The 12,817-nt window shown below is 66.3% G+C and carries 12 protein-coding genes; 6 read left to right on the top strand and 6 right to left on the bottom strand.

The annotated features are described in order from the left end of the window. Positions 1-100: 100 nt before the first annotated feature. The 3 genes from MH112_RS06895 to MH112_RS06885 all read left to right on the top strand — a co-directional run bounded on the left by MH112_RS06895 (position 101) and on the right by MH112_RS06885 (position 2,636). A complete protein-coding gene (locus tag MH112_RS06895) occupies positions 101-1,228 on the top strand; it encodes a DUF2336 domain-containing protein (RefSeq protein WP_365786503.1) in 1,128 nt (375 codons plus the stop codon). Between the two features lie 69 nt (positions 1,229-1,297). Then, positions 1,298-2,080, top strand: coding sequence for an NAD kinase (locus MH112_RS06890; protein ID WP_296565666.1), 783 nt, complete (start codon positions 1,298-1,300; stop codon positions 2,078-2,080). Positions 2,081-2,150: 70 nt separating this feature from the next. Beyond that, a complete protein-coding gene (locus MH112_RS06885) occupies positions 2,151-2,636 on the top strand; it encodes an Hpt domain-containing protein (RefSeq protein ID WP_296565663.1) in 486 nt (161 codons plus the stop codon). Positions 2,637-2,639: 3 nt separating this feature from the next. Here the strand turns inward: MH112_RS06885 and MH112_RS06880 are convergent, their stop codons facing one another. Together MH112_RS06880 and MH112_RS06875 are read right to left on the bottom strand one after the other, a co-directional pair. After that, positions 2,640-3,425, bottom strand: coding sequence for an NUDIX domain-containing protein (locus MH112_RS06880; RefSeq protein WP_296565660.1), 786 nt, complete (start codon positions 3,423-3,425; stop codon positions 2,640-2,642). A gap of 48 nt (positions 3,426-3,473) precedes the next feature. Next, a complete protein-coding gene (locus tag MH112_RS06875; RefSeq protein WP_296565659.1) occupies positions 3,474-4,613 on the bottom strand; it encodes a DUF2336 domain-containing protein in 1,140 nt (379 codons plus the stop codon). Positions 4,614-4,786: 173 nt separating this feature from the next. Here MH112_RS06875 and MH112_RS06870 point away from each other — a divergent pair, with 173 nt between their 5' ends. Both MH112_RS06870 and MH112_RS06865 read left to right on the top strand, forming a co-directional pair. Continuing rightward, positions 4,787-6,580 (top strand): ATP-binding protein, encoded by a 1,794-nt coding sequence (locus MH112_RS06870; RefSeq protein ID WP_296565656.1) that lies wholly within the window; start codon positions 4,787-4,789, stop codon positions 6,578-6,580. Positions 6,581-6,631: 51 nt separating this feature from the next. Further along, positions 6,632-7,900: a CoA transferase gene (locus tag MH112_RS06865; protein WP_296565654.1), complete on the top strand. Its 1,269-nt coding sequence runs from the start codon at positions 6,632-6,634 to the stop codon at positions 7,898-7,900. Positions 7,901-7,966: 66 nt separating this feature from the next. On the opposite strand, the gene MH112_RS06860 is transcribed toward MH112_RS06865, so the two are convergent. The 4 genes from MH112_RS06860 to MH112_RS06845 all read right to left on the bottom strand — a co-directional run bounded on the left by MH112_RS06860 (position 7,967) and on the right by MH112_RS06845 (position 11,446). Next, complete coding sequence (locus tag MH112_RS06860; RefSeq protein ID WP_296565651.1) at positions 7,967-8,791, bottom strand: transglycosylase SLT domain-containing protein; 825 nt, start codon at positions 8,789-8,791, stop codon at positions 7,967-7,969. A gap of 35 nt (positions 8,792-8,826) precedes the next feature. After that, positions 8,827-9,849: an FAD-dependent oxidoreductase gene (locus MH112_RS06855; protein ID WP_296565648.1), complete on the bottom strand. Its 1,023-nt coding sequence runs from the start codon at positions 9,847-9,849 to the stop codon at positions 8,827-8,829. A gap of 79 nt (positions 9,850-9,928) precedes the next feature. Beyond that, positions 9,929-10,516, bottom strand: coding sequence for a TetR/AcrR family transcriptional regulator (locus MH112_RS06850; RefSeq protein WP_296565646.1), 588 nt, complete (start codon positions 10,514-10,516; stop codon positions 9,929-9,931). 102 nt (positions 10,517-10,618) lie between these two features. Then, positions 10,619-11,446: an RNA methyltransferase gene (locus MH112_RS06845; protein WP_296565644.1), complete on the bottom strand. Its 828-nt coding sequence runs from the start codon at positions 11,444-11,446 to the stop codon at positions 10,619-10,621. A gap of 92 nt (positions 11,447-11,538) precedes the next feature. Here MH112_RS06845 and MH112_RS06840 point away from each other — a divergent pair, with 92 nt between their 5' ends. Next, on the top strand, positions 11,539-12,795 hold the full coding sequence (locus MH112_RS06840) for a cytochrome P450 (protein WP_296565642.1): 1,257 nt from the start codon (positions 11,539-11,541) through the stop codon (positions 12,793-12,795). Positions 12,796-12,817: the final 22 nt, after the last annotated feature.

Below are 12,817 nucleotides of genomic sequence, written 5' to 3'. Positions count from 1 at the left end.
ACACCTGCGACAATGTGGGTCAACGGCGTTTAAGCATGTTTTCATGTGCCAGGGTCAGTCTAGCCTGCAGTAAGCGTCGATTCTGGAGATCGCCTTGAGCGTGGTTGCGCGAACAGAAGAGATCCTCAGTCTCGCCAGGAGTCGGACACCTGGCGATCGAGAGCGACTGCTTCTGGCCGTAGCTGACCTTTGCGGTGCCGCCGACAGCGTGGAAATCATGTCCGCCCCGGCGGTGCAGGACCTGCTGAACTCCATTTTCATGAGCCTGGTGGTTGAGGCCGAGCGGGACATCCGGCGTCGCTTGGCCGAAAAGCTGGCCCCTGTCGACTGGGCGCCGATTGCACTGATCAATGTCCTGGCCCTGGACGACATCGAGATCGCCCGCCCGATCATCGCCTCCAGCCCGCTGCTCGATGACCATGAACTGATCCGGCTTCTTATCGAAGCTACGGTGGAGCATCAGATCGAAGTGGCCCGCCGGCCTGGCCTGACAAGTCCGGTGGTCTCGGAAATTCTGAAGCAAGGCGAGCCCGCCGTCATGACGGCCCTGGCCGGCAATGTGCAGACCCACCTCAGCGCTGAGCATGTGGGGGAGCTGGTTACGGCCGCCCGAAGGGTGGCGGCTTTGCGATCGCCACTGGTGCGCCGCCCGGAACTCACCGAGGACCTGGCGCTGCAACTCTATGTCTGGGTCGGCCAGGCCCTGCGGCAGGCCATCGCCAGCCGCTTCCGACTGGACACCGAAGCCCTGGACTCAACCCTCGGCGCCGCTGTGGCCGAGGCCCATGCCGGCCACAAAGGCACCGGCCGCTTTGCCGACGCCATCGTCTGGCAGCAGGACGGCGAACGCGAGGAGATGGAGCAAAGGCTCATCGCCAAGCTGGTGGGGGCTGGGCAGTTGCGGCCGGGCTATCTGCTCCGCGCGCTCCAGGAGGGCAGACTGTCACTATTTGTGGGCGCCCTGGCCACCCTGGGTGATTTCCCTGAAGCCATGGTCCGCAAGGCCATGGACAGTGAACAGCCAGAGCACCTGGCCCTGGCCTGCGCTGCGGTAAACTTCGATCGCAGCGCCTTTCCCACCATCCTCGAGCTCGTGCGCAATCTCAATGGCGGCAAGCCCGGTGGCGGAGCCGAAGGCGACCGACGGGCCATGGCCGCCTTTGGCCCCTTCGCGCCGGATCTGGCGGCCCGGGCCTTCCGCAGTGCCTTGGCGCCACGGGGCACCTGAACGCCCGACGGCGAGCCTTGTGCGATCGGCGTTTGACAACCGGGACGCCCTGTCGGCTTTTGACCGCCCATGTTCAGAGCTGAGCCCTTCGTGACCCGCATTGCTTTCGCCGCCAGCGACCGGCCAGAGGCGCAGGACGCCCTCCAGATCCTGACTGCCCGCTACGGCCAGGTGCCGCAGGATCAGGCCCAGGTCATCGTCGCCCTGGGGGGGGATGGCTTCATGCTGGAGACCCTGCATGGGAACATGGGCGCACCTAAGCCGATCTATGGGATGAACCGGGGCTCGGTGGGTTTCCTGATGAACGAATACAGCCCCGATGACCTGCTTGACCGGATCAACGCCGCTGAACGCGCCCTAATCCACCCCTTGAGCATGGTGGCCGTGGATTCCCGCCGCCGGCAGCATCGGGCGCTGGCGATCAATGAAGTGTCGCTGCTGCGCCAGACCCGCCAGACCGCCAAGCTGCGGATCTCGGTGGACGGTAAGGTGCGCCTTGGGGAACTGTCCTGCGACGGGGCCCTGGTGGCGACGCCCGCCGGTTCGACGGCCTATAATCTCTCAGCGCACGGACCGATCATTCCCCTGGACGCCAAGGTCATGGCCCTGACGCCGATCAGCGCGTTCAGGCCCCGGCGCTGGCGCGGCGCACTGCTTTCCCATGCCGCCCGGGTCAGTTTCGAGGTCATGGAAGCCGATAAACGGCCGGTGAGCGCCGTCGCTGACAATTTCGAGGTCCGCGATGTTCTGGAAGTGCACGTCGCTGAGAACCGCGACATCAGCCTAGTCATGCTGTTCGACGCCGGCCGCAGCCTGGAAGAGCGGGTCCTGGCAGAACAGTTTTCAGCCTGAGACTCCGCCTCATGCGTTGTTAAGGTGTCCTGACTAGAATCGGTTGCACTCATCCCAAGAGGAGATGGCAGTGAGTCAGCAGAGTACGGGTCAAGTGATCCAGGTTCCCAATACGCTTCGCATGAAGGTCGGAGGGCGTTTTGGTGCCGTCGACGCCAGCGCGATCGCCAAGGCTGAAGCTGCGATTAAAAGCCTCTCAGGGAACTTCGCCGCTTGGCTGCAGGACGAAGTCACCAAACTGGAAGCCGCCCGTCAGGTGGTCAGGACAGAGGGTGCCACGCCCGAGACTCTGGAGACTCTCTATCTTCGGGTCCATGACCTGAAGGGATTGGGCACGACCTATGAGTTCCCGCTGATCACCCGCATGGCCGGCTCCTTGTGCAAGCTGATCGACGACAAGGACAAGCGCATGGAAGCGCCCATGGTCCTGATCGATGCACACATCGACGGCATCAAGGCTGCGGTCCGCGACGGCATCAAGACCGACAGCCACCCGGTCGGCAAGATCCTGGTCGAGGAACTTGAGCGACGGGTCTCGGCCTCCGGCCTCGTCTAGGCCCTACATCCCTGGCAGGAATGGCTCGCTGACCGCCCCGTATCCGGCGGCCTCAGGCAGCACGAGTCGCCTGCCGTCAGGGCCGTCATGGATCTCGGGCTGAACAGTGACCACCGGTCGTGTTTCGGCCTCGGCAATGGCTGTTGCAGCGCTGGTTGAGCGCGCCAACCTGCCGAGGTTCATTCGGGTGGGAAACACCACCTTCCGCTCACCGCGTTCAGCCGCGCCAAGGGCCGCCTCGGGCGCGTACCAGCAGGCATCCACCGTCTCGCGCCCATCACACACCGCCAGCTGATCTGCCGGGGCATGGGCCAGGTAGAACCAAGTGTCGAAGCGCTTTGGGGTCACCGGCGGCGTGATCCATCGAGCGAACACGGTCAGGGCTGACAGGTCCAACTGGACACCCGCCGCGCGCACCACATCAATGAAGGGCGTTTCCCCCCGGTCTACCGACTGACGAAGCGCCAGGGGCGCAGGCTCAATCTCCAGGGGGCGACCGTCTGCGCGGCGCGCCAGCAGCAGCCCCGCCTCCTCGAACAGCTCCCGGATCGCCGCGATGCGCAACCCCGCCTGGACAATGCCATGGGCACCCCAGCCCAGGGCGTGCTCGCCCCAGGACTCATGATGATCACCAGCGTGGGTCTTGCCGCCCGGAAACACCAACGCCCCCCCGGCAAAGTCGATGGCGTGGTGGCGTTCGACCATCAGCACTTCGAAGGCCGGGTCATCTCGGAGCAGCAGCAGGGTCGAGGCCGGGCGGACGGGGCCGTCCAAAAGGTCTTGGGTCATGGCCCGCTATCTGGGCTCACCCAACCCATTCGCCAAGGGAAAGCTGCGTCAGGCGCTCTGCAAGGCCTGGGTCGGAGGCTCGGCGAGCTTGTCCATCCGCTCGAGCAGATAGTCGGAATCCTCCCGCGCGCCCACATGGGGCTGGGTCAGAAACCGCTCGAGCATCTTCTTCTGGAACTTGTCCCGGTCTCGGGCCCCGCCTTCGAATTCCATGGCGTGGAAAGTGTCCACCCCCGCGCGGAAGGCCGGTAGCAGGCGCGCTGGCAGGCCTGCGCGCTCATAGATCGCCTTCAGGCCGAGGGGACCCGCATCATGGATCATCAACCAGGTTCGATGGTGCGGGACACCCGCAAGTTCTGCCAGACCCCACTCAAAGAACGCCATATGTCCGTGGGCCAGAGCCCGCAGGAGGAGTGATGCGGTCAGGCGCTCATTGCGGTGAAGATGCGCGACAAAAGCCTTGAGGTCAGCGGCGCGGCCGGCCTGATCCACCAGGTCGAGGGTGGCGCGCTCCTTCGCACCGGTGGCGATCTGTAGGGCCAGTTCCGGCGAGACCGGATGATGGGTCAGCAGGTGATCGCGCACCTGATCGCCCACCAGGTCGATGAGTTTCTCAGTCACCGACAGGGGCAAGGTCTGGCGATAGGCCACCGCCGCCAGCACACGCTCTGACCGCTCGAAACGGGCCAGGACATTGGACAGGGTCGACTCTGCAAAATCAGCATTGTCGTTGGAGCAGGCCACCTCGACGGCGCGCTCGACGCCAGTCTCCACGATCACATCGGTCAGACGGCGGGACAGTCGCGGACGCTTGGCGATGGCCACCTGCCGGACGGGCCCGCCCAAGCGGACAATCTCCACCAGCTCCTCATCGGTGAACACGGGGGAGAAGCTGAGAATCGGCTGGCAGACGCTCTCCACATCCCGGGCCAGCTTCATGGCCACGTCGTGGGGGATGAGGGGGGAACTCTTCAGGGTGACCGCCAGGGCGCGGCGGACCAACTCGGCGGCATCGGCCGCCATGACCCGCAGGATATCCTGTGCCAGGACCTGCTCTTCGGGGGTCAGGGGCTCGGTGTCGATGCGGCGGCAGAGCTTGTGCGCCACCAGAGCGCGCTCGTCCGGAGTCGCCCCTTTGACGAGGGTGCGTATGTCATCGCCGGTGAGCGCTGCCCGCGTCGTGGTCATGTGCCCCTCCCCTTCGCTGGGACTCCCGCCCCATGTCATCACAATGGTCCATTAGGCTTAACGGAGCGTTGCCTCCGCCATTGCCGATTCACGCTGTGGATTAACGCTGTTGCGTAACCTCACGCGAACCCTGAGCCACTACCTTCGCGGGCGTCACCGCAAAGGACCTAACCGTGTCATCCAACGATTCTGCCCGGTTTGCCCCACGCGGCGGCGCCTCCCTGGCGCAACAGGCCCTCGATGCACAGGCGGCCTTGCTGCCCTACGCCCTGATGGCCTTTCTCCTGAGCATGCCGGTGTTCGTCTGGGCCGGCTCCTATGCCGATAACGCCGCCTGGATGACGGCCAGCTTTGCCCTGTTTGCCATGGCCTGCGGGGCGACCTATGCGGCGGTGAATTGGCTGAAGAGCCCTTCGGCCGCAGACCTGCGGGCCAGGGGGCGCGTACACATCCTGACCGGGCTGGTCTGGGCAGGCTGCATTGGCCAGGCGGCCGCCTTTGCCGACGGGGCAGGCCCGATGCGCGAGGTGCTGCTGATGTTGGCCACGGCCGCGGCGGTGATCTGCATTTTCTTTACGGCACCCTGGCTCCCCAGCCTGCTGGTGGTCGGCACAACCGCCGCCTCAGGCCCCCTGATCGCCTTGTTCGCAAGTCCCAACAGCCAGGGGGCTGCAACCCTGGCCTGGGGCGGCGTGGCACTCGCCTTCGCCCTGGCCCTGATGCTCAACCGGGTGCTTCGCCGTCAGTTCGCCATGGCCATCGAGCGCGAAGTGCTGATTGCGGACCGGGCGGGCAAGGCCGACGAGGCCAGTCGGCTGGCGCAGTCAAAATCGGACCTGGTGGCCACCCTGAGCCACGAAATTCGCAATGGCCTGACAGGCGTTTCCCACGTCCTGGCCGCCGCTGCCGGACGCAACGGCCGCGCGGCTCCGTCCCGGGACCAGCTGTCAGCCGCCCTGGACGCCGTCAGCGACCTGATCGCCGTGTTGAACACCACCCTGGACGCCGAGACCGCCGAGGCCGGCCGACTGGCTGTGGACATCCGCCCGGTGGACGCGCCTGGGCTTGCCCGCGATGTTCTGTTGCTGCATCGACCGCAGGCCGCCGCCAAGGGGCTGGAACTGCACATCCATGTGGCGCCCGAACTGGAAGCCGACAGGGGGGCTGCCCTGGGGGACCCCTCCAGACTGCGCCAGATCCTGGCCAATCTCATGGGTAACGCCATCAAGTTCACGGTGCGCGGTCGGGTGGAGGCCAGGCTAGGGCTGACGCCTCAGGGCCGAATCTGCATCGAAATCGCCGACACCGGCCCAGGTCTGTCGGCCATCGAATTGGACGAAGCTTTCGAGGCGTTCCACCGGGTGCCGCGCACCAGCGCCGGCATCCCCGGTGCCGGGCTTGGCCTGACCCTGTCGCGCCAGCTGGCCCGGCTGATGAACGGCGAGTTGAACGCCACCAGCGCGCCAGGGGTGGGCAGTTGCTTCAGCCTCATCCTGCCCTTCGATCCCCATGCCGTGATGACCGAAGAGGCCGTCACCGAACAGCCGGGGGAGATTCCCACAGAAGGGCGCGCCCTCAGGATCCTGATGGCCGAGGATGACGGCCTGAACGCCGCCATGATGCGCGCAGTTCTGGAGCAGTTGGGTCATCAGGTGGTTCACGCCCAGGATGGCCGCCGGGCGGTGGACCTGGCCCGGGTCTGTGAGTTCGACCTGGCGATGATTGACGGCCGCATGCCTGGACTGGACGGGCCAGAAGCGACCGCCGCCATCCGGGCCCTGGATGGACCCGCCGGTGAGCTGCCGATCATTGCCGTGATCGGTGGAGATGCCGGCGAAGCCCTGGAGTGCACCCGGGCCGGCGCCGATACGGTGCTGCGTAAACCGGTCAGTGTCACCGCCGTGGCCCGGGCGGTCGCCGACGCCACAGCCGCCGCCCGGCGAACCGCGGCCTACCGGACCGCCTGACGCAACGTCACATCCGACAACGTCTTTCCCCTCTGAGCCCAGGGCGTCAGTATGGGCAAAACAACGGCGATGCCGATCAAGGCGACGCCGTCGGGGGAGTACCAGGGGCTCATGATACTCAAGGGTTTGAAGGTGGTGGAGTTTGCCACCTATATCGCAGCCCCCGGGGCTGCCGGGGTTCTGGGGGATTGGGGCGCTGAGGTCATCAAGATCGAGCGGCCGGGCGGCGACGACATGCGCCATGTGTTCGCCGACGCCAAGTCGGCCCTGAGCGCCAATCCAACCTTCGAGATGGACAACCGAGGCAAGCGCTCGGTGGTCCTGGACATCACCAAACCCGAAGGCCGGGACGCCGTGGCCAAGCTGGCGGCCAGCGCCGATGTGTTCATCACCAATGTGCGACCCGCCTCCCTCAAGCGCGCTGGCCTGGATGAGGCCAGCCTGCGTCCGGCCAATCCCCGCCTGATTTACGCCCTGGTCACCGGCTATGGCCTGGAAGGCCCAGACGCCCATAAGCCCGGCTTTGATGTCACCGCCTTCTGGTCCAGGGCCGGGGTTGCACGGATGACCACGCCCAAGGGGGAAGATCCCTTCCTGCTGCGCACAGGGTTTGGCGACCACATCACCTCGCTCGCCACCACCTCGGCCATCCTGGCGGCCCTGTATGAGCGGGAACAGACTGGGGTCGGCCGGATGGTGCAGACGTCTCTGCTGGCCACCGGGACCTATACCGTAGGGTCGGATCTGGCTGTTCAGCTGCGGTTTGGCCGCCTGTCCTCCAACCGCTCCCGGCGCGAGCCGCTCAACCCTATGGCCAACTTCTTCCAGAGCGCCGAGGGCCGATGGTTCGTTACCAATCCCCGGGGGGGTTCGGTGGACTGGGTGGCCATGGCCACAGCGGCGGGTCGGCCAGACCTGCTGGAAGACCCGCGCTTTTCCTCTGGGCGGCTGCGCAAGGACAACAGTGCGGCCCTGACGGCGGAATTCGATCTGGCTTTCGGTGCCCTGGCCTGGGCGGAGATCACGGCCCGGCTGGACGCCGCTGACCTGGTCTGGGCACCAGTCCAGACCCCGGCCGAAGTGGCCGTCGACCCCCAGGTCCGGGCCTCTGGCGCTTTGGTTCAGGTGGAGAATGGCCAGGGCGGGCTTGGCGATTCACCCGCCGCCCCGGCCCAGTTTCCGGGCGTCGATCTCAGCCGCAGACCCCCAGCGCCTGGCCTGGGTCAGCACACCCGCGCCATCCTGACGGAGCTTGGCTATGGCCCAGAGGCCGTGGAGGCGATGATCGCCGCCGGCGCGGCTGGCGTCGCTGACGCCTAGGAGCGGACCGGGTCTGACGGATCGGTCAGGAGCGTTGAGCGCCTCTGGCCAGACACCAGCCTTGCCTCAGCCTTCATCCCGGGCTTCGGACAGCATCCGCAGCATTTCGGTGGAGAACAGGGTGCCGCCCAGTCGCTGGCCCTCGCCAGCACCTTCGGGTGCTTGAGATCCCCGCAGGATGAAGTCCACCAGGGCTTCCTGCTCGCGCATGGCCTCGGCCCGGCGGGCAGAGGCGTATTGAATGAAGCCCCCCTCGGCCGGCGCGCCATTTCGCGGGCCCACAGCCTGGCCAGAGCCGCCGGTGCGGGTCAGATTGGCATAGACCTCGGCCACCGTCGCTGCGCGGCCATCCCTGTAAAAGATGGATCGGTTGGCCCGGGCGGCGTCTGGAAACAGCGCTGCGGCGCTGGCTCCAGGCTGGGTGCGGGTCGCTTCAATCAGTCGCGCCGACCCCTGAGGACCCAGGAAGTGAGCGGCATAGAGTTCGCCGGCGGTGGGGGTCCGCCCGACCCGACCCTTCAGATAGGCCGCATGGTCGGACGCCAGCTCGCCGGCCATCAGCGAGGCGGCGTGGGGATCAAAGCGCAGGTCCATGACGGTCTTGCGCGCTTCAGCCCCTGGCACCCGGTAGCGACCATCGGCACCTTTCTGGATCAGATCGGCATAGCGGGCGTACCCGTACTTCGCCCCGTGATCCTTGAGGGTCGCAAGCCAGGTCTGCTCGATGAACTGGAAGAGCCCCGCCGCCGAGGAGGTCTTGGCCTTGGCGGTAGGATTATAGCCGCTCTCCCGGTGGGCTGTGCGCATCAGGAAGGTGAAATCCACCCCCGTCGCGTTGGACGCGCGCTGGATGGCGGTTTCAACCGCGCCTCTGAGACCCTGGACGGACATGGACTTTCAATGGCGCAGACATGGTTAATGCCGCGCTAACCAAGATCTCGGGTAGGTGCCAGTCGCGCGCCCCACGGGCCTGGATCCCGGTCGAAAGCGCAGGCGGCAACCACCTCGCCCACCAGGGGGGCCAGCAGCCAGCCATTGCGCCGGGCGCCACTGGCCAAGATCACCCCGGGCCTGGCTGAGACGCCCACAAGCGGCAGGCCATCAGGGGTCGCGGCGCGGACCCCGACCGCAGCGCTCCAGGACTGCTGGGCAAGGCCCGGAAACACGTCCTGCGCCTGGGCGGCGAGGCCCGCGGCGATCTCAGGATCAACGACCGCCTGCCCCTGGCCGGGCTCCATCGTGGCCCCGACCAGCAGGCCTTGGGCAGATGGCACGGCGTAGGCACCAGGACCGCGTAGTACTGGCCCTTCATAGTTCATGCTGGGATAGCGCAGGATGTGCCCCCGGATCGGCGTCAGGCGCGCCAACTCCGGCGCGGCGTTGAGGAAGTCCAGGGACGGCCCGGTCGCCACCACCAGCACATCATGGTCGGCAGGACTTGGGGGCCCTGGTCGACGCGTCACGCCCAGACCCTCCGCCACAGCCCCCAGGCGCAACAGGGCCGCCGCATCGATCCGCCAATCTCCGGCGATATCGAGGCCCCCCGCAATTGCGGACCCATAACCGCCGGCCAGACTCGGCAGCGACCCGATCTCCTGATAGGGCGCGGTGATGCCCAGCGCCTGGGCACTGGCGCTCAATGCGGAGAGCCGCGCCTCGTCCCCCAGCAGGCGCGCGCCGGTGCGGTCGAGATCAAGCCCATAGCGCTCTGCAAAGCTAGGCCAGAGGGCCAGGGCAGCCTGTAAGAGGTCGAGATGGCCTGCTGCGGCGGGATCCGTCAGGGCCTCACTCATCGGGGCCAGCATTCCGGCCGCCACCGCCGAGGCGTTCCCTGCCAAGGGGCCGGGATCATGCAGGGTCACCTGGGCACCGGCGCGGACCAGGGCCAGGGCGCTGGCCAGACCGAACACGCCAGCACCGGCCACGGCGACTCTTAAGGGGGCACTCATCGGGCTAACGAGCCACCCGGCCGGGGAAAATCAAGCCAAACCCGCAAGTCTGTAGCGCTGCCGCCATGGGGATCGCCCCTCAGCGGCGACCGAACAGCAGCTCCAGCCCCTGGATGACATCTTCCATGAGCTCATCAGCGCGCTCTGCGTCCGAGGCCCGCAGGGACGCCGCCCCATGCCCGCAGGCCCACACCGCCCAGGCGATCTTATCGATCTCCGTGGCGTCCTTGCGCGCCGGCAGGGCCAGGGCGACCGCCGCCTGCAGAACAGCAAAACACCTGACCCTGGCCTGTTCAACCACCGGCTGGGTGGCCACGGCGGGGTCAAACATCAGGCCGAAGATGGCCGCATCGGTCTTGGAATAGGCGAAATAGGCCCGGGCCAGGGTGCGAATCTTGGTCCCGGCCTGGGCGGAGTCCTGTGCGTCCTTGAGCCGATGCTCCAGTTCTTGGAACCCGGCGGCCGCCAGCTCAGCCATCAGCTCGGTCTTGCCCGAATAGTGGTGATAGACCGAACCTGCCGCGATACCGGCCCGGGCCGCCAGGGTGCGCAGATTGAGGTGGGCCACGCCCCCCTCCCCCACGATGGCTCGGGCCTCTTCAAGCAGTTGCGCCCGCAGATTGCCCACATGGTAACGTCGGCGCGCCGAAGCGTCGGACCAGGTCATCAAGCTCCCAACCCCGGTTTCTTTCAGTCAATTGAGCCGAACATCGCTCAAGGAGTCCAGGGCGGCGTTGCCACAGTCGGTTGCGCCAGCCAGAGCCCGTAGTCAGTCGGCCCGGGCATTGGCCAGGTGGTGCAGGACGATGCCGCTGGTAGTGGCCACGTTGAGACTGTCAAAGCCGCTGGCCATGGGGATCTGCACCGTGCGGCATCGGCCCAGCAAATCGGCCGGCAGGCCCGGCCCCTCGGCACCGAAGATAACGGCGGTTCGAGCGCCCGGGGCAAAGGCCTTGAGATCCACCGCCCCTGAGGGGCTCAGGGCGACAGCGTCAAACCCCGCCCCCTGCAACAGGGCGATCAGATCCTCCTCCGGCGCCAACCGGGCAAAGGGGGTGATCAGGGTTGCCCCCACCGACACCCGGATCGCCTTGCGATAGAGGGGATCACAGCAGCTGGCATCCAGCAGGACGGCGTCGACCCCAAAGGCTGCCGCATTGCGAAACAGCCCGCCCATATTGTCGTGATTGCCGATCCCGTGAACCGCCATGACCAGGGCCCTGTCCCCGAGCCCGGCCAGCAGGGCCTGCCCCGTTGGCGGCGTCCGGCGGCGACCCAGCCCCAGCAGGCCGCGATGGATGGGAAAGCCGACGATGGCGTCCATCACCCTCTGCTCGGCAACATAGACCGGCACATCCGGGACCTGATCCCCCATGAGGCTTTTTAGACGCTCCACCCGGTCAGCGGCCGCCAGCAAGGCCACGGGCTCGCACAGGGACGAGGTCAGGAGGTGGCGCAACACCACTTCGCCTTCGGCAATGAACAGCCCATGCCGCCCCACGAGGTCACGCTCGCTTACGGCCAGAAACGGCTCAACCCGGGGATCGGAGGGGTCGGTGATGAAGATCAGTTGGGCCGGCAGGAACGCCTCCATCATCTGGGCTGAAGTTTCACGTTCTGAGCGAACAGGAAAAGTTGACGCCGGCGTCATCTTTCGCGTATCGTCGTCGAAAATCTGGAGGATTCCCCATGGCGGACGGTACGGTCGACATTCTGAAGGACGCGCGGGCCAAGGCCTACGCTACACCCCTTGATCAGCTCAACCCCGCCCAGCCGGAGCTGTTCCAGGCCAACGCCATGTGGCCGATCTTCGAACGCCTGCGCAAAGAGGCCCCGGTCCACTTTACCGCCGAAAGCGAGTACGGCCCCTACTGGTCGATCACCAAGTACAACGACATCATGGCGGTGGACACCAACCACCAGGTCTTCTCCTCCGAGGGCGGCATCACCATCGCCACCCAGGACGGCGATGAAGGCCCCCTGCCCATGTTCATCGCCATGGACCCGCCCAAGCACGACGTGCAGCGCAAGACCGTCAGCCCGGCGGTCTCGCCGATGAACCTGGCGATCCTGGAGCCGCTGATCCGCGAGCGGGCCGCCAAGATCCTCGACAGCCTGCCCATCGGCGAGGAGTTCGACTGGGTCGACAAGGTGTCCATGGAATTGACGGCCATGACGCTGGCCACCCTGTTCGACATGCCCCAGGAAGACCGCCGCAAGCTGACCTACTGGTCCGACGTGGTCACCGCGGTTCCGGGCCATGGCCTCATCGACACCCTCGAGCAGAAGATGCAGATCTTCATCGAGTACCATGGCTATTTCACCGAGCTGTGGAACCAGCGCGTCAATGCCGAGCCGGCCGGCGACCTGATCTCCATGCTGGCCCATGGACCTGAGACCCGGGACATGTCGCCCCGGGAGTACTTCGGCAACATCGTGCTGCTCACCGTCGGCGGCAACGACACCACCCGCAACACCATCACCGGCTCGGTCCTGGCCCTGAACCAGAACCCCGACCAGTACGCCAAGCTGCGGGCCAATCCCTCGCTGATCCCGTCCATGGTGTCTGAGACCATCCGCTGGCAGACCCCCCTGGCCCACATGCGCCGGATCGCCACCCAGGACTTCGAAATGGGCGGCAAGACCATCAAGAAGGGCGACAAGGTCGTCATGTGGTACGTCTCGGGCAACCGCGACGACGAGGTCATCCATGACCCGGACAGCTACATCATCGACCGCGAGCGTCCCCGCCAGCATATCTCCTTCGGCTTCGGCATCCATCGCTGCGTGGGCAACCGCCTGGCCGAGCTGCAGCTGAAGATCATCTGGGAAGAGATCATGAAGCGCTTCCCCGACATCAAGGTGGTTGAAGAGCCCAAGCGCGTCTTCTCGACCTTCGTGAAGGGCTATGAGTCCATGAAGGTGATCATCCCCTCGCGCCTCTAGGGTCTACGCCTGAACGTCCGCC

The sequence above is a fragment of the Phenylobacterium sp. genome (assembly GCF_022402485.1).
Lineage (GTDB): Bacteria > Pseudomonadota > Alphaproteobacteria > Caulobacterales > Caulobacteraceae > Phenylobacterium.
The sequence above is the reverse complement of the archived record's forward strand: the minus strand, read 5'-3'. Positions and strand labels throughout refer to the sequence as shown.